The following is a 20,371-nucleotide window of genomic DNA, read 5'->3' as shown; positions in this document are numbered from 1 at the left end:
CCCGGGCGGAGGTGCCGATCAATAGTCTCGCGAAACGCGAAGGTTAGCGCTCTGGCGGCCGATGGTGGAGATGGAGGAAAGCAGCGAGAGCCAGCGGGTGACGCGGAACTCGACGTTGGTCGCCGAATAGCCCTGCCCGTCGGTGACGATCTCAGCATAGAGCCGCCGCGTCAGATATTTGCCTGCGGCGACGGACGTGCCCTGGCCCGTCTGCGGATCGGCCGGCAGGATGCGCAGGCGGTCGAGCCCGGTCGCGCGGCGCACCGCATTGATCGGGTTGAGGCCGGTATCCCCATCCTGCAGTGCCGCCACCGCGGCCGCGAGCTGCAGCGCCTCGGGCGCCGACAGGTTGGTGATGGAGGTGCCGAACAGCAGGCGCGATAGCAGTTCGTCCTGCGGCAGCGCGGGCGTGCTGGTAAAGTCGATCTCCGGCTTCAGCGCCGTGCCGGTCACGCGAATGGTGGCGTTCAGTCCCTCGGCGTCCGCATCGGCGGAGATGTCGAGGGCGGGATTCGCGGGCACCGACCCGTCGAAGCGGATGTTCCCGCGCTCCAGCTCGAACTCGCGGCCCGCGAACTCGACATCGCCCTGGACGAGGTCGGCACGTCCGCGGATCGACGGATTGGTGGGCTCGCCGCGGATGGTGAGATCGGCGGACCATTCGCTGGTGAGGCCGAGGCCGGATACCATAAGCCCCTTGGTGGCGCGCGCCTGCAGGTTCAGCCGCCACGGACGACGCGGAACCTCGTCCTGCTCGTCGCCGCCCGGCAGGTTGATCTCGCGGATGGCGATGCGCGGCAGCGGCGCACTCGCGGACGCCTTGCCGAGCTGGTAGCGGCCTTCGTTCAGGCGCACTTCGCCGCCGATGATGCCGCCCGAACCGTCCGAACGGATGGTGATGGGGCCGGTGACTGTGGCCGCCAGCGTGTCGGTGTTGATGAGCCGGGCGCGCTGCGCCTCCAGCGCGAGGTCGATGCCGAAGCCGCGGACGGCGGCGAGATCGAAGGTGCCGGTGCCGCTCACCTGCCCCGAACGGCCGTCGCTGGCCGAGAAGCGATCGATCACCAGCCGCGATCCACCAAAGCGCCCCTGTGCGTTCACCTGCGTCAGGACCGTGCCGGTGGCACCGCTTTCGATCCGGGCGTTGGTCGCGCGGAGCGATCCGCGGATCTGCGGGTCGGCCAGCCGGCCGCCGATGTCGGCGCCGATCGCCAGCGGCCCGGAAAGGTCGAACAGTTCGATGCCGGTGATCCGCCACAGCGTATCGGCCGGGCCGTCGTATCGCAGCTGCGCCGCGAGCGGGGCGTTGGCGATGCGGCTCGCCAGCGTCCCGCCGCCCCTCAGCGGCGCGAGCCGGGCCTGGGCGCGGCCGATAATCTTGCCGCCGCTGGCCAGCAGCGCCCGCGCGCCGACCTTGTCGGAATCGAGCACGGCCGCGAGCCCGATGTCGATCGGCCGCGACGCGAGCACCAGGCCGGCGCGCGAGAGGCCGCGCACCGTCATGTTGACCCGTCCGCTCGGCACGCCGTCGTGCAGCGCATAGTCGAGCTTGCCGGATGCGTTTCCGCTGAGGCCAAGGCCCGGGTAGCCGATGTCCAGCACGGACAGCGGCATGCGGGTGAGTTGCAGCGCAACTTGCGTGTCGCCGCCACCGAAGCGTCCCGAGGCCTGCGCTTCCCCACCGGCGAAGGTGAAGCGGGTCGGCGCGATCCGCCACCCGCCGTTCGGGTCGCGCCGGACCACCGCGGCCGACTCCAGGCGGAGCGTACGGCCGTCCAGGGTACCCTGGGCCTGGACGCGGTATTCGTCGGCAGTGACCCGGGTGACCGACTGGATGGCGAAGGCGCGCCCCTGCGACCCGGCGATGGACGCCCGCACCTCGCCCTCGCCATCGCGCAGCTTGGCGTTGGCGGCAAGCCGCGCGATCGAGAGCGCGCCACGCCGCAGGCCTTGCGCCGTCAGGGTGGCGTCGATCGTGGTCCCGTCCGGATCGAGCAGCAGGCTCGCTTCCAGTCGGCCGGTGCGCACGCGCCCCTGCCCGCCCAACTGGGAATTGCGGGCGTCGGCGGTGATGTCGATCCGCTGGATCCCGGCCTGGGGCACGAAGCGAACTTCTCCCGAGAGGCCGCCGCCCCCGAATGCCAGCCGGCCGTCGAACCCGCCCTCGACGATCGCGATCGCGCCGCTCGCGCGGGTGCCGCTCACGTCCAGGCGATCGACCGCGATGCTCGCGTCCTGCCCGCGTGGGAGCAGGATGCGCCCGGCGCCCGCGAAGGGGCCGAGCCGCGAGCCGCCCTGTGCGGTGAAGGCGAAGCCCTCGGCGGTCGGATCGAGGTGTGCGGTCACGTCGCTGAGTCCCAGCGCGTCGTTCGGCCGCTGGAAGCGCAGGTCGAGCGTCGGCTTCTCGATACGGCCGTCGAGCACGAGCGAGACCGGGCCATAGGTCCGCTGGCGTCCCTGCCCGACGAAGCGGAAGGTGCCGTCGCGCCGCCGCAAGCCATTGCCGCTGAGCGTCAGCCCCGGCGAGGTCAGCACGAGGTTGCGGAAGTAGAGCACGCCATCGGAGCCCCGCTCCAGCCCGGTGGTGATGCGGGGCAGGCCTTCGGTGAGCGAGCGGAAGAAGCCGTTGTCGAGCCGCACCATCTGCGCGGCGCCCCGCCCGAAGATCCGCGTTCCCCGGCCGTTCGGCCCCGGCACCACCGTCAGGCGGGACTGGACGTCGACGATGCCGAGGCCCGGGATCAGATAGCGCCGGAGACCGCCCGTCAGCCCGACTTCATAGCGGCCGTTCCGCAGATCGAGCACCAGCATGATCGTGCCGTTGAGCTTGTCCGAGCGCAGCCGGAGATTCGTGCCCGTCAGCGTGCGCGCCGTAACCTTCAGCGCGCCGTCGACCGACAGGTTGCGAAGGATGCCGCCCGCGACGTCGCCGACGCCGGTCACGCGCTGAGCAGTCACTCGGATCGGCACCGTCACGGGCGCTGGCGAAAGCCTGCCCTTGCCGCTCGCCCGGGCGACTTCGAAGCCCGTGTCGTCGAACGCGAGGCGATCGGCGGTGAGGCGATAGTCGAACGCCGCGGTCGAGAACTCCCCCTCCAGGATCGCCCGCAGCTCGATGTTGCGGCCCGACATGTTGGGAAACAGCGCGGCGGGCCGAAGCAGTCGCGCACGCAGGCGCAGGTCGCGATAGGCGCGGCGCGCCAGGTCGAGTCCGCCCTCCGCCTCCAGCGCGAGCGCGCCGGAGCGAAGCCCCAGCCTTCCCTCCAGCCGGCGATTGGCAAGCGTCGCGGCGCCGTCGACGAGGACCCGCGGCGAGGACAGCCGCTGGAGCTTGCCGTTGAGCAACGATGCCGGCGCCAGCGTGCCGCCGAGCGTGTAGGCGCCGGCGCGGTTCCCGAGAGTGAGGTCGAGGACGCGCGTGTCGCCGGCGATCCCGAGCGCACTGCCCTGCCAGCGGGTCCAGGTGCCGTCGCCGTCGATGCGCAGGGTCAGCGGGCGCCGGATGCCCGAGAGCTGGGCAAGCACGCCGTCGGCGCGGCCGATCGCGCGGGTGGCGACGTCGAAGCGATCCCGATCCGGTTCCGCATCCAGATGGACCCGCAACAGATCGCTGCCGTCGACGCGCGCGGCGAGATCGACCAGCGCGCGGCCGGAACGGATGTCGGCGCGGCCCTGTAGCCTGCCGACGCGCGCCACGCCCGTAACCGCCGGCCCCACCTCAAGCCGATCGATGCGGAGCGCACCGATCCGGATGTCGAAGCCGGGAAGGATGGGACCCTTGCGCCCGGTCGGGCGCGGCTGCGGCAGCTTCGCGAGGATGCCGCGCGGGACGACCAGGCGGGTGATGTCGAGCCGGTTCGAGAACCAGGCGAAAGGGCTCCAGTCGAGGTTGGCGACGGGTGCGCGGAAGACCAGCCCCTTGGGATCGTAGACGCGCACGTCGATCAGCCGCGCGCGGCCGTAGATCGAGCCCTCGATGCGGCCGATCCGGTAGCGCATGCCGTCCTTGGGCTGGAGCGCCGCCACCCGGCTGGCGATCAGCCGATGGCCGGGACCGGTGTCGAGCAGCAGGAGGAGCGCGGCGATCGCGCCCAGCACCAGCAGCAGGGCGCCCGCGATCCGCCGCGCCCAGCGCCCGCGCCGACGCACGGTGACCGCCGGCGCTTCGGGCGTTTCCTCGTCGCTCAAAATGCCTGCCCCAGCGAGACATAGACGGCGACGCGCGGGTCTCCCTTTTGCGGGTTGAGCGGCGTTCCCACGTCGATGCGGATCGGCCCGAAGCTGGAATAGTAGCGCACGCCCAGCCCCGCGCCGTAGCGGAAGCCGGAGAAGTCCGGCAGCGTCGAGGTGTAGATGTTGCCGCCGTCGAGGAACGGCACCACGCCGAAATTGCCGAAGGCGCGCACGCGTGCCTCAAGCGAGAACTCCGCGAGGCTGCGCCCGCCGATGGGGTCGTTGTTCGGGTCGCGCGGGCCGATGTCCTGATAGCCATAGCCCCGCACCGACGCGCCGCCACCGGCATAGAAACGGCGGGACGGCGCCACCGCGTCGCGCGGCGCACCCAGGATCGAGCCCAGCCGGACCCGGCCCGCCACTACCACCCCGTCGCGGACCGGCTGGTAGGCGCTGGCGTCGATCTGCGCGCGGGTATAGCCGAACGCCTTGCCCGACAGCGACAGCTCCGGGCTCACCCGGGCCCCCAGCCGAAAGCCGCGGGTCGGATTGAGCAGGTCGTCCGACCCGTCGTAGTTGAGCGACGTGGGGGCAGCCGCGATGAAATAGGTCCGCCGCCGCGGCTCACCGGTGGAGACGATCACGTCGCGCTCGTCGGTGGCGACCAACTCGGCACCGAGCGACCAGGTCCAGGTCTTCTGGAAGAAGATGTTGGTCTGCCGCTCCAGCGCGCCCGAGACGGAGAAGGTATCCGCCTCATAGGCGTCGCGCTCGAGGTGCGAGGCCGAGATCTGGCCCGTGAGCACCCGGTCGCGTCCGCGGAAGTTGTTGCGGCGGAAGGTGAGCGCGCCCAGTTGCTCGCGCGTGCCGAGCACGCCGCGCACCGTCAGCGCCCCTTCGGGCGGGAAGAGATTGCGGTGTGTCCAGCTGACCTCTGCGCGCGCGCCCTCGCCCGTGCCGTAGCCGAGCTCGCCCGCGATGGTGCGAGGGGGCGCGGGTTCGAGCGCGACGTTGAGATCGACCGTGCCGGGGGCAACGCCCTCCACCTCGCGCACGCGGACCGAGGAGACGAGCCCGGTCTGGACGATCGCGCGGCGCAGATCGTCGACCTCGGCCGCGTCATAGGGGTCGCCGGGATCGAAGCGGGCGATCTCCTGCACATGCTCGCCGTCGAACACGCGCGCGTCGGGCGTCGTGATCCGGCCGAAGCGCCGCTCGCCGCCGGGGGTGACGGGCATCTCCAGCGTGGCGGTGCGCGTCGCATGATCCACCACCACGACGGGCGGACGCACCCGCGCGAAGGGGAATCCCTCCCTCCCTACCGCCGTGCGCACCCGATCCTCGCCGGCTTCGATCGCGTCGCCGTTCACCGGGTCCTGTGGCCTCACGCGCAGGGCAGTCTCAATCGCCGGCGCCTTGGCGCCCGCGTCCTCGGCGCCCGGCAGCGTCACCTGCTGGAAGCGGTAGAGCGGCCCGGGCTCGACCAGCAGCGTGACGAGCAGCCTGCCCTCCTCCGCCGCGGTCGAGGTCGTCACCCGCGCGTCGAAATAGCCTTCGTTGCGCAACAGGTCGTTGAGGAGCGCTGCGTCCTCGCGCGCGCGGCGATCGATCTGCGCGGCATTGGCCGGATGCGCCTCGTTGGCGCGCAGCGTCGAGAGTTCCTCGAAGCGCTGGCGGAACAGGTCGCCGCCGATATTGTCGATACCGGCGATGCGATAGCCGTAGCGGCGCTCCACCGTCGCAAGGTCGACGGCCTGGTCCGTGGCGGCGGCCGCCTCGGCAGGATCCGGCGACAGGTCGGGCCAGTCGACGCCGATGTCGGGCATGGGGGACAGCGGCGAGGCGGGATCGAGCGTCGAGCCGAGGTCGTCGGGCGAGGCCGGCGCAGCAGGTGCCTGCTGCGCACGCGCGCCTGCGGGCGCGAGTGCGGTGACGCACCCGGCGGCAGCGAGCAGGACGAGCCGGCGGGAGGGCCACGACATAGTGGTTCCCTAGACCGACTTCACGGCACTCGCCAATCGTTTAGGCACGGCGGCCGGTGATGCGCCGCACGCGCGAGGCGATCCGTTCGGATGGTGCCGCATGGCTGGCGCACATCGCGGCGACATGGCAGAGGCAGGGAATGGAACCGCGCCCCTCCCGCAACGCCGCTGCCGGCGGCTTCGCCATCGCGGCCGGCGTGCTCGGCGGAACGATCCTCGGGGCCGCCGGCTTCCACCAGCCGACGATCGGCTTTCTTGTCGGAGCGGCGGCGGGCGTCGCGATCGCGCTGGCGGTGTGGCTGCTCGACCGCCGCTGACGATCAACGCAGGCGCCGGGCTAGCCAGACGACGCGACCCACGATCTCCAGCCGGTCCCCCGTACGCACCGGGATGGGCGGGTATCCGGGATTGTCGCTGACGAGAGCGGTGCCTTCCTTCGTCTTGCGCAGGCGCTTCACCAGCAGGACGCCCTCGTGCCGGACGACCTGGACGCCCTCCCCGCCGTCGCGCGCGCCGGTGTCGACCAGAATCGAATCGCCATCCTCCAGCGTCGGCGCCATCGAGTCGCCGCGCACGGCGATCATTGACAGCACCTCCGGCCGCACGCCGAGCCGCCGGACGAACTCACCGTCCAGGCGCAGCGGCGCGGCGGATTCCCGTTCGACCAGGGCGCCGGGGCCGGCAGAGGCCGCAAGGTCCAGGCGCGGGACCGCGACGCTGTGCGGCACCGCCGGACCTCCCAGGCGCGCCTCCGGAACGCCGAAGTAGCGGGCCAGCTTCTCGCGGTCCTCCTCCCGCAGCATGCGCGGGCTGCCGCGCTCCAGATATTGCTGGAGATAGGCGGCGTTGCGTCCGAGCAGCCGCGACAGCGCAGCCAGGCTCTCGCCCCGCTCTGCCGCAAGAGCGGCGAGCACCGTGCGTTGCTGCTCCGGTTCCACGCCCCTCCCTAGCCGTAGGAATCTTCCTAGACAAGTTGGATTTGCAAGAACAGAACGGGAACGGAAAGACGCGAATCAGGAGATTGTCAGGTGACAATTCTGCAGAAGATCGACCGGTTCCTGCACGCGAGCGGCATGCCGCCGACGCTGTTCGGGCGGAACGCGGTGCACGACCCGCGGCTGGTCGGCGACCTGCGCAACGGACGCGAGCCGCGGCCCGACACGGTGGCGCGGATCGAGACCTATATCGCCGAGCAGGAGGGTCGCGCATGAGCCGCGGGCCGGACGCAACGACGTTGCTGGAACGCCGGCTGCTGCTGGCCGGCCAGGCGGGCGGGCACGGGATCACGATCGACGGGATCGAAAGCACTCCTTGGGCAAGCGCGACCTTCAACGGCGCGCGCCACCGGGTCAGGCTGGCGGGAAAGGCGACAGCGGAACTACGGGCGTGGCTTCAGACGCTGCCCGAGGCGGAGCTGCCGCTGCGCGGGCACCTGGTCGCCGATCTGGCGATGCTGTCGAGCGAGGCCGACGGGGAGCGGCTTCGCGCCGAGATCGAAGTGCTGACGGTGGAGGAACGCTGAACCTCAGGCGCTGGTGGCCCAGCGCCGCAGCGAGGCGAGCGTCGCCTGCAGCGACTCGTCTCCGCTGCTGCCGCGGGCGAGCTGGGGCGCGCCCTCCCCGCGTTCGCGCCGCGCGAGCCCGCGCTCGAGACGGACCAGCAAGGCACGGGTCGAGCTTTCCTCAACGGGCGGCTGGGGCTCGGGCTCGGGCGGTGCGGCGAAACCGGCCCGGATCTGGCGGGTCAGCAGCACCGCGTCGGCACGCTCCTCCGATGCCGCATCGACGTGGAACAGCGGCCGGGGCGGCTCGACCGGCACCGGTATGGCGTCCGGGTCGAAGGCGGCGAGCGGGAGGTCGAGATCTTCGGGCAGCGCCTGCTCGACCGGTTCGGCCGGAACCGCGGCGGCCGTGCTCGCAGCCGTCACCTCCAAAAAGGGCGTGCCGAGGTCGCGCATCGCCAGCACCGGCGCCCGCGCCGGGGCGTCCGGATGCGCATCGCCGCGGCGCAGGACGGGAATGGCAGCGATCTCCCGCGGTGCGGCGCGGCCCGGCCGCCGGACGGCCGGAAGCGTCAGCACCAGGGGCAGCTTGCCGAACGCGATCCGGCCCAGTCCCCACATCAACCCCGCGGCGATGCCCCCCAGGAGCAGCATCAGGGCGAGCCGCGCCGTCATGCCCAGCGGCGGCGCGGCGGCGGCGAGGATGGCCGGCAGCCCGCTTGCCGCGACCTGCCTTTCCAGGAGCGCGGTGGGCAGCAGCAGCAGGATCAGCGCGACCGCGCCCCCGCCGAGAACGGCGGCAGCGGTGGCGGCGGGCAGGCTCAAGCGTCTGGGAGCGACTGTGGCGTCCATGGTGCGTCCGTTGCGAAGCCTCTGACAAGCGCGTGGTATACGGGTTCGTAGCGCGAAACATTTGACGACCAGTTACGCTCGCGCTCGACAAAGGCGCGGGCACGGGTGCGCATCGCGTCCCACCCTCCCCGGTCTTGGAACAGCGCGGCGACCCGTGCGGCAAGCGCCTGCGGATTGTCCGCCGGGAACAGCGTGCCGGTATCGCCGTCCCGGATCAACTCGCGGTGGCCGCCGACGTCGGAAGCCGCAACCAGCCGGCGCTGCGCCATCGCCTCCAGCGGCTTGAGCGGGGTGACGAGGTCGGTCAGCCGCATGTGCTTGCGCGGATAGACCAGCACGTCGATCAGGCCGTAGTAGCGCTCCACCGCTTCGTGCGGCACCCGCCCGACGAAGCGGATCGCGTCCGCTGCCGGCGACGCCGCGGCCTGGGCGCGCAGGGCAGCCTCCATCGGGCCGCCGCCCACCAGCAGCAGCTTCAGCGCGGGTCGCCTGGCCACCAGCGCCGGCATGGCGGCGATCAGATCGTCCAGCCCTTCATAGTCGTAGAAGCTGCCGATGAAGCCGATCGTTTCCCCACCAAGCCCCTGGTCGCGGGCGAGCGCCGCGTCCGGCGCCGGCGGATCGCCGAACAGCGTCATGTCCACGCCGTTGGGCGAGACGAAGATGCGCGCGGGATCCATGCCGCGCGCCACGAGATCGCGCTGCAGCCCCTCGCAGATCACGGCCACCGCGTTCGCGCGCCGCACGAGCCAGGTTTCGAGCCGGCGGATCGCCCGGTAGCGGAACGATCCCTCCCGCCCGGTCCCGTTGCCGACCGCGGCGTCTTCCCAGAAAGCGCGGATCTCGTAGACGAGCGGCAGCTTGCGGCGGCGGGCCACGAGCAGCGCTGCCAAGCCGTCCAGAACCGGCGAATGGGCGTGCAGCACGTCGGGCTTGAACCGGTCGACCGCCTCCTCGACCCGGCGGGCGAGTGCCGCCACCTCGCGCACTTCGCCCAGAGGTGCGCGGGCGGGCTTGGGCGACACCGTGCGGAAAAAGTGCAGCCCGTCGATGTCCTCCTCGGGGGCGGCATGGCCGCCCTGCCGTGCTCCCGTCACCCCTGCCACCGTCCAGCCGCGCGCGATCTGCGCTCTCAGGATCGCGCGCGTGCGAAAGCTATAGCCGCTGTGCAGCGGCAGACTATGATCAAGGACGTGCAGGATCCGCATGGCTGGTGTCCTGCCTCTAAAGCATTTAACGCTGCGTCAACCGTGCTTGTGCAGTCGCTGAGCGGCCAGGGGTAAGAAAGCGGGACGATGATCGACAATTTCTCGCTTGGTCTCTCGCACGGACTGATGCTGCTGGCGGCGTGGCTGCTGCTTCGGCGGCCGGAGCTGGACCGGGAGACTACCGCCGCATCCGAGCCGGCCAGGCCGCGGCGCAGGAACCGCTTCGGTGCGTGATCTTGCCTTTGTCGGCTTCCTTGCAGCGCTGTTCGCCTTCGGCTTTCGCCGGCCGTTCCTGTTCGTGCTGGCCTACGCCTATATCGACATCGTCTCGCCGCAGCGGCTGACCTATCTGCTGCTGAACTCGGTGCCGATCTCGGCGATCGCGGCGGCCTTCGCGGTGGGCGGATGGCTGCTCGCGGACGATAAGCGCGGCTTGCGGATCGCGCCTCGCCAGCTGCTGCTGCTGATGCTGATCGGCTGGTGCTGGTACACGACGGTCCACGCCGACTTCCCGGTGGAGGCGCGGTACAAATGGGACTGGGTCTGGAAGGCGATGGCGTTCGCCATCTTCCTGCCGCTCACCCTGCGCACGCGCCTGAGGATCGAGGCGCTGCTGCTCTTCATGCTCCTGTCGGCAGCCTCGATCATCGTGGTGGGCGGCATCAAGACGCTGGTGACCGGCGGCGGCTATGGCGAGCTGAACCTCATGGTCTCCAACAATTCGGGGCTCTACGAGAGCAGCACCATCTCGACGGTCGCGATCGCGATCATTCCGATCATCCTGTGGTTCACGCGGCATGGGACGATCTTTCCGCCGGACTGGCGCGTGCGGACCTATTGCTACGCGCTGAGCTTCGCCTGCCTGCTCATCCCGGTCGGCACCTCGGCACGGACGGGGCTGCTGTGCGTCGGGCTGCTCGCGGTGCTGATGCTGCGCGAGGTGAAGCGGCGGGTGCTCTATCTCTCGGCACTTGGGGCGGCCGCGTTGATCGCGGTGCCACTGCTCCCCTCCACCTTCACCGAGCGCATGGAGACGATCGGCAGCTATCAGGCCGACACCTCCGCCTCCACCCGGCTGGCGGTGTGGCAGTGGACGCTCGACTATGTGCGGGATCACCCGATGGGCGGCGGGTTCGACGCCTATCGCCAGAACCGCATCCGCTACGACACGGTCGCCACTGTCGGCGACCGCAACAACGCGACCGTGGAGCGCGCGCTGGAGGTCGACCAGGCGCGCGCCTATCACAGCGCCTATTTCGAGATGCTGGGCGAGCAGGGTTATTTCGGGCTGGCATTGTGGCTGGCAATCCACCTGGGCGGATTGTTCCGGATGGAACTGCTGCGCCGCCGCTATTCCCAGGCGCCGCCGGAGCTTGCCTGGGCCGCGCCGCTCGCGACGGCGCTGCAGCACGCGCACCTCATCTACCTGCTGGGCGCGGCATTCGTCGCGATCGCGTTCAATCCCTTCGTCTTCATGCTGCTGGGCGCGCAGATCGGGCTCGACGGCTATCTCGCGCGCAAGCGTGCGGAGAGCCAGTGGCGCCCGATCCGGCAACCGCGAGCGAGGCCCGCCGTCGCGCCGCTCCAGCCGGCGGAAGGATAGGAGCAGCGATGGGGGGACTGTTTCTCGCCCGCACGGACAGGGGCCCCTCCTGCGAGCAGGCCCTCGCGGCGGCGCAGGGGCAAGGCGAGCGCGCCGGGCTGGCTGGCCCGACCCGCCACCGCTTCCCCGGCTGGTCACTGCTGCACTTCGAACCGTCGAGCGGCGGCGCGGGAGGCTTGCTGGTTGCGGGCGACGACCTGGTGGCGATCGCGGGAACGCTGGTGTTCGACGGTCGCCTCGGCACGCCGGCACTTGCCGCGTTGCTGCGCGAGACGGAGCTGCCGGCGCTGGACTGGTCGCGGATCGGCGGCGAGTTCGTGGCGCTGGTACGCAAGAACGGCCGCGCCTTCCTGTTCGGCGACTTTTTCGGGGCGTTCCAGCTGTTCCACGACCTGGACAACCGGATCTTCTCGACCTCGCTGCTCGCCGCGTTGCAGGCGCTGCCGAGCGTCCGCTTCGATGCGCAGGCGGTGTACGAACATGCGTTCAACGTGGTGCCGATCGGCGACGACACGGTGTTCGCCGAACTGAAGACGCTGGGTCCGAGGTGGGTGCTGGAACTCACCCGCGACGGGGTGATCCGCCACGCGGCCGCCAAGCCGCTGCCCGAAGCGCCGAGTCGGGCGCCCCTCCCCGATCGCCTGGCCGAGCATGCGGAACGGCTGCGCGCGACCGTCGCGCCCTATGTGGCTGCGTACGGCGACCGCATTCACTGCCCGCTTTCCGGTGGGATGGACTCGCGGCTGCTGCTCGCGGGACTGCGCGCAGCGGGGAGCACGCCATCCGTCTACGTCTATGGCCCGGAAGGCAGCGCGGACGTCCGCATCGCGCGGGAGATCGGGCGGGCGGAGGGGTTCGCAGTCGACTGGATCGACAAGTCCGCCGCTTCCATGGCGCCTGAGGCGTTTCCGGCGCAGGTGGAAGCAAACTTCCATCAGTTCGACGGGCTGCCGACCTATGGCAACATCTTCGACAACGGCGGCCATGCCGCAGCGCAGCTGCGTCGGCACGCGAACGGCGGCCTCGCCGCCTCGGGCGGCTGTGGAGAGGTCTATCGCGACTTCTTCCTGCTGCCGGACCGCCGGCTGACCGCGAGCACCATCGCCCGCAGCTTCTTTGCGCGCTTCACGCCGGGCGACGCGACGCCGGGGTTCGACGGGCGCGCGTTCCTGGAGCGCATCGCAGACAAGATCGCCGACGCGCTCGAGCTGCCGGACGTCCGGACCGCCATGTCCCGCACCCGCGCCGAGCAGGCCTATCCGCGCGTGCGCTGCCGGGCGCTGTTCGGCCGTGAGATCAGCCTGGAGGCGCAGCACGGCGCCTATCTGATGCCGTTCCTGGACCATCAGCTGGTGGCCACCGCACTGACGCTGCCCATGGCCGCGAAGCACGCGGGAGCGTTCGAGGCCCAGCTGCTTGCGGCGATCGACCCCGTACTCGCCGGCTACCCATCGGCTTACGGTCATGACTTCGTCGGCCCGCCGAGCCGGCGCCACCGCTTCGACGAATGGTCCTCGCGCATCCGGCCCGCATGGGTCCGCCAGCACAGCTACTGGGTCCAGCGCCGGCTACGACCGATGGGCGACGAGCACGGGGGGCTGCTGTCGCCCGACTATATGCACCGGGTCATCGACCCCGCGTTCCCGGCGATGCGGCACTACTTCGACATGGAGCGGATCACCGATTCCGGCCTGTGGCGGCGGATCGCCTGCCTGGAGTATCTCGCCGGCTGGCTGGGGTCGCGCCTGGCGACCTGATCGCTAGCGATCGGCGTAGGGCGCGATCCGCTCGGCAAGCTGGTTGTTGCGCAGCGTCACGCGATCGCCGGACCAATTGCCCACGAACGTCGTCTTCCAGCGGAAGGCAGGCGTGAGCCAGGCGCGGTTGTTTTCGACGACCAGCCCGGTCGAGGGGTTCTCCGCCCCTTCGGGCGCGACGGTGATCATGGTCGAGTAATTGTCCTTGTTCGGTCCCACCTCGAAGGTGTTGCCCGCGATTCGGCCGGTCGCGCCATTGGACAGGTCGATCATGTAGTTCGTCCCCTGCCCCGCGCTGTCATCGAAGCTGTTGTCGACGATCGTCACGCGCGGCGCCCGGCTCTTGAGATAATGCCCGCCCGTGCCCCGTTCGAAGCGGGAGCGCGTGACCGTCAGCGCGCCGTACCCGCCCACGTAGATGCCGTGGGCACCATTGCCGGTCGGGTCCTTGCCGAGGCCGGCGAAGGTCGAACGGTCCACGGTGATCGTGGCGGTCGGATCGCTTGCGGACAGGATGCCGGACTGATTGTCGATGAAGCGGGTGTTCGCGACCGCGAGATCGCCCTTTTCGATGCGAATGCCCGCGCCATTGCCGTCGGCCACCTGGAGATGGGTGAAGACCAGTCCGTCGACCCGTGCGCCGGCGCCGCGCAGCACCAGTGCCGCCTTGTCTTCGCACGCGACCCGCTCGAACACGCTCCTGCCGAGCTCGGCGGCGACATAGGCGATCCGCCCCTCTGCCTGCACCGCGCATTCGCGATAGGTGCCCGGCGCGATCCGGATGGTGCCGGCGCCGGCGCCGATCGCACCGACCGCATCCTGAAGGCGCGCGTAGCTGCGGCCGGTCTCGGCAACCGTGAACGGGCCGCTCGCCTGGGCCGCGAGGGGCCCCGTGGCGGCCCCAACGAACAGGGGCAGGACAGCGGTGACGACGGCGGACAGGCGCATGGGCGATCCTCGAGCTGGAGCGGCCCCACGCCGCCAGCACCGTCATAGCAGAAACGGGCGGCCGGGGGAGCCGGCCGCCCGCAGCCGTCACGCGTCGTCGGAGCCCGCCTCGGCGTCCGTCTCCACCTCGTCTTCGTCCTCATCCTCGCCGAGGTCGTTCTCCAGCGCCTCGATGAGCGCGCGGTTGAACGCGGGGATGTCGTCGGGCTTGCGGCTGGTGATGAGGTTCTCGTCCACGACCACCTGTTCGTCGACCACGTCGGCGCCGGCGTTCTCCAGGTCCGTGCGGACCGAGGGCCAGCTGGTAACGCGGCGGCCGTCGACCACGTCCGCCTCCACCAGCAGCCAGGGCGCGTGGCAGATCGCCGCCACGATTTTGCCCTCATCCATGAACTCGCCGACGATCCCGACCGCGCGATCCTGCATCCGCATCTTGTCCGGATTGGCGACGCCGCCCGGCAGGAGCAGCGCGTCATAGTCGTCCACGTCGACATCCTCCAGCGTGAGGTCCGGCGTGATCGTCCTTCCCTTTTCGGTGTCGTGCACCACCCCCTGGATGGCATCGGTCTTGATCGAGGCCAGGGTAACGGTGGCACCCGCGTCGAGCAGTGCCTGCCGCGGCTCGAACAGCTCGGACTCCTCGAACCCGTCGGCCGCCAGGATCAGCACGCGCGCATCGCCAAGGTCTGCCATTGGAATTCTCCTATCCTGTTGGGGAACGCGAAGCTCGAACAAGCCGCATCCCCCGCGGTTCCGGAACGAAGCGACGAGCGGCGCATTGGGAGCGACAATCGAGAGGATCCAATGACAGGCGGGGAAATCCAGTTCATCGACCACGCGCAGCCGGGCATCACCCGCCGCAAGATGCGTCACGGATGGGGATATTTCGAAGCGGACGGGACGCGCATCACGGATCGTGACGAGATCGACCGGCTGAACGCGATCGGCCTGCCCCCGGCCTATCGGGATGCCTGGTTCTCGCCCGACCCGTTCGGCCACATCCAGGCGATCGGCTGGGACGAGCGGGGCCGCAAGCAATATCGCTACCACACCGCCTTCCGCGAAGCGCGCGAGGCGGAGAAGTACGACCGCTGCGCGCAGTTCGGCCATCTGCTGCCGAAGCTTCGCGCCAAGGTGGAAGCCGACCTTCGCCACCGCACCCTCGACAAGGATCGCGCGGTCGCAGCGGTCGTCCGCCTGCTCGACCTGGGCCGCGTGCGTGTCGGCAACGAGGGCTATGCGAAGGAGAACAAGAGCTTCGGCGCGACCACGCTACGCAAGCGGCACGCGACGCTGAAGGGCGATCGACTGAAGCTGCAGTACCGTGCCAAGTCGGGCAAGATGCGGACGCTGACCGTCACCGACGGATCGCTGATCCGCTTCGTGAAGCGGTGCCAGGACCTGCCGGGACAGCATCTGTTCCGCTGGGTGGACGCCGCGGGGGAGACGCATCCCGTCACCTCCACCGACGTCAACTGCTACATCCGCGAGGCAATGGGCGCCGACTACACGGCCAAGCACTTCCGCACCTGGGGTGCGAGCGTGCTGGCGTTCGAGGCGCTGGCGACGGCACCGCACGACATCAGCCTCAAGACGATGCTGGAACCGGTGGTGGAGGCGCTCGGCAACACGCCCGCGATCGCCCGCAAGTCTTACGTCCACCCGCGCCTCATCAACCTGGTGAAGCAGGGCCAGACGGAGTTTCGGGAAACGCTGCGGCTGCCGCGCGCGACGCGCCATCTCAGCCGCTTCGAACGCGGCCTGATCGCCTTCCTCGAAGCCGAAGTCGAAGAAGAGATCCAGGCGGAGACGGCGGCGCGCAAGGCCGCCTGACGCACTTCGCCCGCACGGCACAGCGTGCGGCATTCGTACTTCTTCATCCCTTCCGGCGAGGACTTGCGCGCGCAGGCTTGCCTTGTGCCGGGTGCTTGGCCAGCATGGGGCGTCCGGCGCGGGGGCGCCGGCTGGGGGGAGAGACGATGACCAAGGGACGTTGGGCAGCCGGTCGGGCCGCGACCGGTGCGGGCCTGCTGACGCTTGCGAGCGCGGCGCTGGCGGCGGGAGGGCAGCCGCTGCCGCCGGTAGGCAAGACGGTGGCGGCGGAGACGAAGGTCGCCGCGAAGCTTGCCCCGAGGTCGATCGAGGATTTCGCCGCCCTGCCGATGCTGCAATCGCCGGAGCTCTCCCCGAACGGGAAGACCTATGCCGCGCGCGTGGCGCTCAACGGCACGCTGTACCTCGCCATCATCCCCGTCGACGGCGGGCAGCCACGGTACGCGGGTCTCGGCGAGGCAGACCTGAACTGGTGGCGCTGGGTCAATGACGACTGGCTGGTGATCGGCATCGGTCGGACCAGTCCGGTCGGAGACGAGGACTGGTACGTCACCCGCGCGGTCGCGGTGAGCGCCGATGGCCAGAAGGTGCAGGTCCTGGCAAAGGACAATGCAGCGCAGAATGGGGACGACATCCTTTGGGCTGCCAACGACGGCACGCCGCGGGTGCTGCTCGGCTACCAGACGTCCATCTACAGCAACGATCCCGGCTTTTGGCCGCGGGTCGACCTTTTCGACCTGGCCACGGGCAAGCGCACCCGCGTGATGGAGGGCCAGCCCGGCGTGGTGGCCTGGTACGCCGACGGCAAGGGCGCGGTGCGCATGGGCATCGGCCGATCGGATGACGGGCGCCGCCGGCGGCTGCTGTACCGCGCGGGTGACCGGGGGCGCTTCCGGACGGTGGACCGCGACGACGACGGCTCCCTGACGGTCCCGGCGCTGTTCCTGGCCGACACCGGGGCGGTGACGATCGCCGACGACGAAAAGGGGTTCAGCGCGCTTTACGAGCTGGACCTGGAGACGATGACCCGCGGCAAGCAGTTGATGGCAACCGAGGGCTTCGACCTGGGTGGTGTGATCTCCGACAGCGGCGAATCGAGAGTGCTGGGCGTCGGCACCCGCACAGACCGGCCGCAGCAGCACTGGATGGATCCGGAGATCGCCAAGCTGGCCAAGCAGCTCGGAGACCGGATCCGCGGCGCGCAAGTCCGGCTGGTGTCGTTCAGCCGCGACCAGTCGCGCGTGATCCTGCTGGCGAGCGGGTCCGACTCCCCGGGCGCCTATTTCCTCTACGACAAGGCGACCGACACACTGACCGACCTGGGCTTCACCAACCCCAAGATCGGGATGAAGCGGCTGCATCCGGTTCGCACGATCCGCTACAAGGCGCGTGACGGCCTCGAAATCGCGGCGGTGCTCACGACGCCCAAGGGGGCGGGCCGCGACCTGCCGCTGATCGTTCTGCCCCATGGCGGCCCCTTCGCACGCGACACCGAGGAATGGGACTGGTGGACGCAGTTTCTCGCCGACCGCGGCTATGCGGTGATCCAGCCCAACTACCGCGGCTCGTCCGGCTACGGGACGCCCTTCACCGAAAAGGGCGAGGGCCAATGGGGCCTGGCGATGCAGGACGACCTGAACGATGCGGTGTCCGCGCTCGCCAAGCAGGGCATCGCCGATCCGAAGCGGGTGTGCATGGTGGGCGCCTCCTATGGCGGCTACGCGGCCTTTCGCGCCGCCGAGCGCGATCCGACGCTTTATCGCTGTGCCGTTTCCTTTGCCGGCGTCTCCGACCTCAATGCGATGCGCCGCTACGACAGCCGCTTCCTCTATTCGGGCGCACGGCGCGACTGGCTGAAGCGGCAGGCGCCGGATTTGGCGGCGGTATCGCCGATCAACAATCCGGCGGGCTTCGGCACGCCGCTGCTGGTGGTACACGGCGTCAAGGACCGGGTGGTGCCGGTGCGGCAGTCCCGAACCCTGGTCCAGCGGCTGAAGCGCGCGGGCAAGCCCGTCGACTATATCGAGCAGCCGCTTGCCGACCATCATTTCTCCCGCGAGCAGGATCGGCTGGAATTCCTGAAGGCGCTGGAGAGCTTCCTGGCCAAGCATAACCCGGCCTGATGCGGAATGGCGTGGAAACCGCCGCGCCCCTGGTCGTTGTCCTCCCTGAGCCATTCGAGGAGGACAATGATGCCGGACAAGAGCCCGAAGGAAATCCGCGAGCAGATGTGGAAGGCGATGGCCGCCAGCCCCTATGTGATGCTGGGCACCACCACCGACCGCGAGCACTTCGAGCCGATGTACGCCGTGCTGGACGAGGACGCCGACAGCGAGTTCTGGTTCTACACCAAGAAGGACAATCGTGCGGCCGCCGGTGGCCCGGCGACCGTCCAGTTCGTGTCCAAGAACCACGACCTCTATGCGTCGCTGCGGGGCACGCTGACGACCGAGAGCGACCCGGCGGTGATCGACCGCTATTGGAACAAGCAGGTCGAGGCCTGGTACGAGGGCGGCCGCCAGGACCCGGGCCTGCTGATGCTGCGCTTCGACCTGGCGGATGCGGAAATATGGGAGACCGACCACAGCATCACCGGCAAGCTCAAGATGCTAACGGGCAACACCATCTATGACGAGGAAGCCGGAAGCCACACGCGGGTTACGCTCTAGCTTGCGGGCCCGGCGCTTCGTCGGGCCCTCGCTCGCGCACCGCGTGCGGGTGGAGGCGCACGCAGTGTGGCTGGCGGTGCGCGACCCCCGCACACCCCCGGCCGCCCGGCTGCTGGGGCTCGTGATTGCGGCCTATGCGCTGTCGCCGATCGACCTGGTGCCGGATTTCGTGCCGGTGCTGGGGCTGATCGACGACGCGCTCCTCATTCCAGCCGGTCTATGGCTGATCGCGCGCATGGTGCCGGCATCGCTGTTGGTCGAACACCGCGCGACGGCCGAAGCGGCCTCTCACCGCCCGGTCTCGTGGGCCGGGCTGGCGATGGTGGTGATGCTGTGGGCTGCGCTCGCCTGGACGGCGTGGCACTGGGCGAGAACCGCCTGGGACTGAGGGCGGGCGGCGCGCGCCTCAGCCGCCGTGCCGCGCGATCCAGCCCTCCAGCACCGGCGCGATGCGGTTGCGCCATTTCGAGCCGTGGAAGATGCCGTAGTGGCCGACACCCTCGGCCAGGTGATACTGCTTCATCTCCTCCGGGAGCGCCCTTGCGAGCGTGAGCGCCGCCCGCGTCTGCCCCAGGCCGGAGATGTCGTCGCGCTCCCCTTCGATCGCCAGCAACGCCGTGTCCGTGATCGACGCCGGATCGACCGGGCGGCCGCGGTGGGTCATCGTGCCGTTCGGCAGCGCATGGGTCTGGAACACCAGCTCGATCGTCTGGAGGTAGAACTCCGCCGTCATGTCGCAGACGGAGCGATACTCGTCGTAGAAGTCCTTGGTCGCGGACGCGCTGTCGCCGTCGCCCTCGACCAAATGTTTGAACATCTCCCAGTGAGAGATCATGTGGTTGCCGAGGTTCATGCTCATGAAGCCGGCGAGCTGGAGAAAGCCGGGGTACACCCGGCGACCTGCGCCCGGATAGGTCATCGGCACGGTTGCGATGACGTTCTGTTCGAACCAGGCATGGGGGCGCTCGGTCGCGAGCGTGTTGACCGCCGTCGGCGCCTCGCGCGTGTCGATCGGCCCGCCCATCATGCTGAGCGTATAGGGGCGGTTCGGGTGGCGATCGCGGCCCATTGCCGCGGTCGCGGCATAGGCCGGAACCGACGGCTGGCACACCGCTAGGACATGCGCGCGGGGATCCCCCTCGGCCCCGATCGCGGCCAGGAAGTCCGTCAGGTAATCGATGTAATCGTCAAGGTCGAAGCGCCCGTCCGATAGCGGCACCAGCTTCGCATCGCGCCAGTCGGTGATGTAGACGTCTGCCGAGACCAGCATCCGCCGCACCGTATCGCGCAGCAACGTCGCGTAATGGCCCGACATCGGCGCCACGATCAGCAGCTTGGGCCCGCCGGTCACGCCCTCGCGCACGAAATGCTTGAGCTGGCCGAAGGGCTTGCGCAGCACGATCTCTTCCCGGACCTCTACGTCCCGGCCGTCAACCACCGTCCGGGTGATGCCGAAGGCCGGCTTGCCGCGCGGGGCAGCCGCATGCGCGAAGACCTCCAGCGCAGACGCGAGCACCGGCCCGCCGCCGAAATAGGAAAAGGGGTTCGCCGGGTTCTGGAGCAGCCCCGCGCCGAAATTCGCCATGGCGCTGGCACCGGCCAGCATCGAACGTTGGAATTCGTAAGCGTCGTACAACATCAACAAACCGTCCCTCGCCAGCGCGCCCGCGCAGGACGGCACTTTGTTCCACGATATAAACCGCTTCGGAGCCGCTGCAATCTTTGGAGCCGCAACGAGCCGAACGCACGCCGTCGCGCAGAGGTTTCGCCCGGCGGCGGTTCGCGCTAGTCGGGCGGCATGGCACTCCGTTCCTCGCAGCGCGCCGCATCGGCCGAACCGACCGC

The 20,371-nt window shown here is 70.0% G+C and carries 18 protein-coding genes; 10 read left to right on the top strand and 8 right to left on the bottom strand.

The features are described 5' to 3' along the window. Positions 1-18 precede the first annotated feature (18 nt). Both EO081_RS13265 and EO081_RS13260 read right to left on the bottom strand, forming a co-directional pair. A complete protein-coding gene (locus EO081_RS13265; protein WP_183947904.1) occupies positions 19-4,188 on the bottom strand; it encodes a translocation/assembly module TamB domain-containing protein in 4,170 nt (1,389 codons plus the stop codon). Beyond that, on the bottom strand, positions 4,185-6,155 hold the full coding sequence (locus EO081_RS13260) for an autotransporter assembly complex protein TamA (protein ID WP_129342350.1): 1,971 nt from the start codon (positions 6,153-6,155) through the stop codon (positions 4,185-4,187). The genes EO081_RS13265 and EO081_RS13260 overlap by 4 nt, the downstream gene beginning before the upstream one ends. A gap of 59 nt (positions 6,156-6,214) precedes the next feature. Here EO081_RS13260 and EO081_RS13255 point away from each other — a divergent pair, with 59 nt between their 5' ends. Continuing rightward, entirely contained in the window at positions 6,215-6,472 is a 258-nt protein-coding gene (locus tag EO081_RS13255) for a hypothetical protein (RefSeq protein WP_129342349.1), read from the top strand. 3 nt (positions 6,473-6,475) lie between these two features. Here EO081_RS13255 and EO081_RS13250 read toward each other — a convergent pair whose 3' ends face one another. Continuing rightward, the gene (locus EO081_RS13250) at positions 6,476-7,093 is read right to left on the bottom strand and encodes a LexA family transcriptional regulator (RefSeq protein ID WP_129342348.1); all 618 of its coding nucleotides are present in this window, start codon (positions 7,091-7,093) and stop codon (positions 6,476-6,478) included. Positions 7,094-7,183: 90 nt separating this feature from the next. Here EO081_RS13250 and EO081_RS13245 point away from each other — a divergent pair, with 90 nt between their 5' ends. Beyond that, entirely contained in the window at positions 7,184-7,366 is a 183-nt protein-coding gene (locus EO081_RS13245; RefSeq protein ID WP_125960534.1) for a hypothetical protein, read from the top strand. Continuing rightward, positions 7,363-7,677, top strand: coding sequence for a hypothetical protein (locus EO081_RS13240; protein ID WP_183947906.1), 315 nt, complete (start codon positions 7,363-7,365; stop codon positions 7,675-7,677). Before EO081_RS13245 ends, EO081_RS13240 begins: the two co-directional genes overlap by 4 nt. 3 nt (positions 7,678-7,680) lie before the next feature. Here the strand turns inward: EO081_RS13240 and EO081_RS13235 are convergent, their stop codons facing one another. Both EO081_RS13235 and EO081_RS13230 read right to left on the bottom strand, forming a co-directional pair. Next, entirely contained in the window at positions 7,681-8,508 is an 828-nt protein-coding gene (locus EO081_RS13235) for a hypothetical protein (protein ID WP_129342347.1), read from the bottom strand. Next, the gene (locus tag EO081_RS13230; RefSeq protein WP_129342346.1) at positions 8,478-9,716 is read right to left on the bottom strand and encodes a TIGR04063 family PEP-CTERM/XrtA system glycosyltransferase; all 1,239 of its coding nucleotides are present in this window, start codon (positions 9,714-9,716) and stop codon (positions 8,478-8,480) included. Before EO081_RS13230 ends, EO081_RS13235 begins: the two co-directional genes overlap by 31 nt. A gap of 87 nt (positions 9,717-9,803) precedes the next feature. Between EO081_RS13230 and EO081_RS16900 the strand changes: the two genes are divergently transcribed. The 3 genes from EO081_RS16900 to EO081_RS13220 are packed head-to-tail and all read left to right on the top strand — an operon-like array spanning position 9,804 to position 13,076. Then, positions 9,804-9,950, top strand: coding sequence for a hypothetical protein (locus EO081_RS16900; RefSeq protein WP_165284636.1), 147 nt, complete (start codon positions 9,804-9,806; stop codon positions 9,948-9,950). Then, a complete protein-coding gene (locus tag EO081_RS13225) occupies positions 9,943-11,319 on the top strand; it encodes a putative O-glycosylation ligase, exosortase A system-associated (protein WP_129342345.1) in 1,377 nt (458 codons plus the stop codon). The genes EO081_RS16900 and EO081_RS13225 overlap by 8 nt, the downstream gene beginning before the upstream one ends. A gap of 8 nt (positions 11,320-11,327) precedes the next feature. Beyond that, positions 11,328-13,076, top strand: a complete 1,749-nt coding sequence (locus EO081_RS13220) for an asparagine synthetase B family protein (protein WP_129342344.1) — start codon at positions 11,328-11,330, stop codon at positions 13,074-13,076. Between the two features lie 3 nt (positions 13,077-13,079). Here EO081_RS13220 and EO081_RS13215 read toward each other — a convergent pair whose 3' ends face one another. Beyond that, on the bottom strand, positions 13,080-14,024 hold the full coding sequence (locus EO081_RS13215) for a right-handed parallel beta-helix repeat-containing protein (RefSeq protein WP_129342343.1): 945 nt from the start codon (positions 14,022-14,024) through the stop codon (positions 13,080-13,082). An 87-nt stretch (positions 14,025-14,111) separates the two neighbouring features. Next, positions 14,112-14,717, bottom strand: a complete 606-nt coding sequence (locus EO081_RS13210) for a type 1 glutamine amidotransferase domain-containing protein (protein ID WP_129342342.1) — start codon at positions 14,715-14,717, stop codon at positions 14,112-14,114. Between the two features lie 111 nt (positions 14,718-14,828). Here EO081_RS13210 and EO081_RS13205 point away from each other — a divergent pair, with 111 nt between their 5' ends. The 4 genes from EO081_RS13205 (at position 14,829) to EO081_RS13190 (ending at position 18,914) form a co-directional block, all read left to right on the top strand. Then, positions 14,829-15,857, top strand: a complete 1,029-nt coding sequence (locus tag EO081_RS13205; RefSeq protein WP_129342341.1) for a DNA topoisomerase IB — start codon at positions 14,829-14,831, stop codon at positions 15,855-15,857. A gap of 146 nt (positions 15,858-16,003) precedes the next feature. Then, positions 16,004-17,980, top strand: coding sequence for an alpha/beta hydrolase family protein (locus tag EO081_RS13200; RefSeq protein ID WP_129342340.1), 1,977 nt, complete (start codon positions 16,004-16,006; stop codon positions 17,978-17,980). A gap of 69 nt (positions 17,981-18,049) precedes the next feature. Next, positions 18,050-18,526, top strand: coding sequence for a pyridoxamine 5'-phosphate oxidase family protein (locus EO081_RS13195; RefSeq protein ID WP_129342339.1), 477 nt, complete (start codon positions 18,050-18,052; stop codon positions 18,524-18,526). A 1-nt stretch (position 18,527) separates the two neighbouring features. Further along, positions 18,528-18,914, top strand: coding sequence for a YkvA family protein (locus tag EO081_RS13190; protein ID WP_240697667.1), 387 nt, complete (start codon positions 18,528-18,530; stop codon positions 18,912-18,914). Positions 18,915-18,932: 18 nt separating this feature from the next. On the opposite strand, the gene EO081_RS13185 is transcribed toward EO081_RS13190, so the two are convergent. Then, on the bottom strand, positions 18,933-20,165 hold the full coding sequence (locus EO081_RS13185) for a polyhydroxyalkanoate depolymerase (protein ID WP_129342337.1): 1,233 nt from the start codon (positions 20,163-20,165) through the stop codon (positions 18,933-18,935). Between the last annotated feature and the right edge of the window lie 206 nt (positions 20,166-20,371).

Origin of the sequence: Sphingomonas desiccabilis, from assembly GCF_004135605.1 — a bacterium.
Classification (GTDB): domain Bacteria; phylum Pseudomonadota; class Alphaproteobacteria; order Sphingomonadales; family Sphingomonadaceae; genus Sphingomonas; species Sphingomonas desiccabilis.
This window is presented reverse-complemented; position numbering and strand designations above follow the sequence as displayed.

Excerpts from the sequence above, each read along its gene's own strand:
- EO081_RS13260 (WP_129342350.1), bottom strand. The coding sequence starts at position 6,155 with ATGTCGTGGCCCTCCCGCCGGCTCGTCCTGCTCGCTGCCGCCGGGTGC.
- EO081_RS13255 (WP_129342349.1), top strand. The coding sequence starts at position 6,215 with ATGCGCCGCACGCGCGAGGCGATCCGTTCGGATGGTGCCGCATGGCTG.
- EO081_RS13240 (WP_183947906.1), top strand. The coding sequence starts at position 7,363 with ATGAGCCGCGGGCCGGACGCAACGACGTTGCTGGAACGCCGGCTGCTG.
- EO081_RS13235 (WP_129342347.1), bottom strand. The coding sequence starts at position 8,508 with ATGGACGCCACAGTCGCTCCCAGACGCTTGAGCCTGCCCGCCGCCACC.
- EO081_RS13230 (WP_129342346.1), bottom strand. The coding sequence starts at position 9,716 with ATGCGGATCCTGCACGTCCTTGATCATAGTCTGCCGCTGCACAGCGGC.
- EO081_RS16900 (WP_165284636.1), top strand. The coding sequence starts at position 9,804 with ATGATCGACAATTTCTCGCTTGGTCTCTCGCACGGACTGATGCTGCTG.
- EO081_RS13220 (WP_129342344.1), top strand. The coding sequence starts at position 11,328 with ATGGGGGGACTGTTTCTCGCCCGCACGGACAGGGGCCCCTCCTGCGAG.
- EO081_RS13215 (WP_129342343.1), bottom strand. The coding sequence starts at position 14,024 with ATGCGCCTGTCCGCCGTCGTCACCGCTGTCCTGCCCCTGTTCGTTGGG.
- EO081_RS13210 (WP_129342342.1), bottom strand. The coding sequence starts at position 14,717 with ATGGCAGACCTTGGCGATGCGCGCGTGCTGATCCTGGCGGCCGACGGG.
- EO081_RS13205 (WP_129342341.1), top strand. The coding sequence starts at position 14,829 with ATGACAGGCGGGGAAATCCAGTTCATCGACCACGCGCAGCCGGGCATC.
- EO081_RS13200 (WP_129342340.1), top strand. The coding sequence starts at position 16,004 with ATGACCAAGGGACGTTGGGCAGCCGGTCGGGCCGCGACCGGTGCGGGC.
- EO081_RS13195 (WP_129342339.1), top strand. The coding sequence starts at position 18,050 with ATGCCGGACAAGAGCCCGAAGGAAATCCGCGAGCAGATGTGGAAGGCG.
- EO081_RS13185 (WP_129342337.1), bottom strand. The coding sequence starts at position 20,165 with ATGTTGTACGACGCTTACGAATTCCAACGTTCGATGCTGGCCGGTGCC.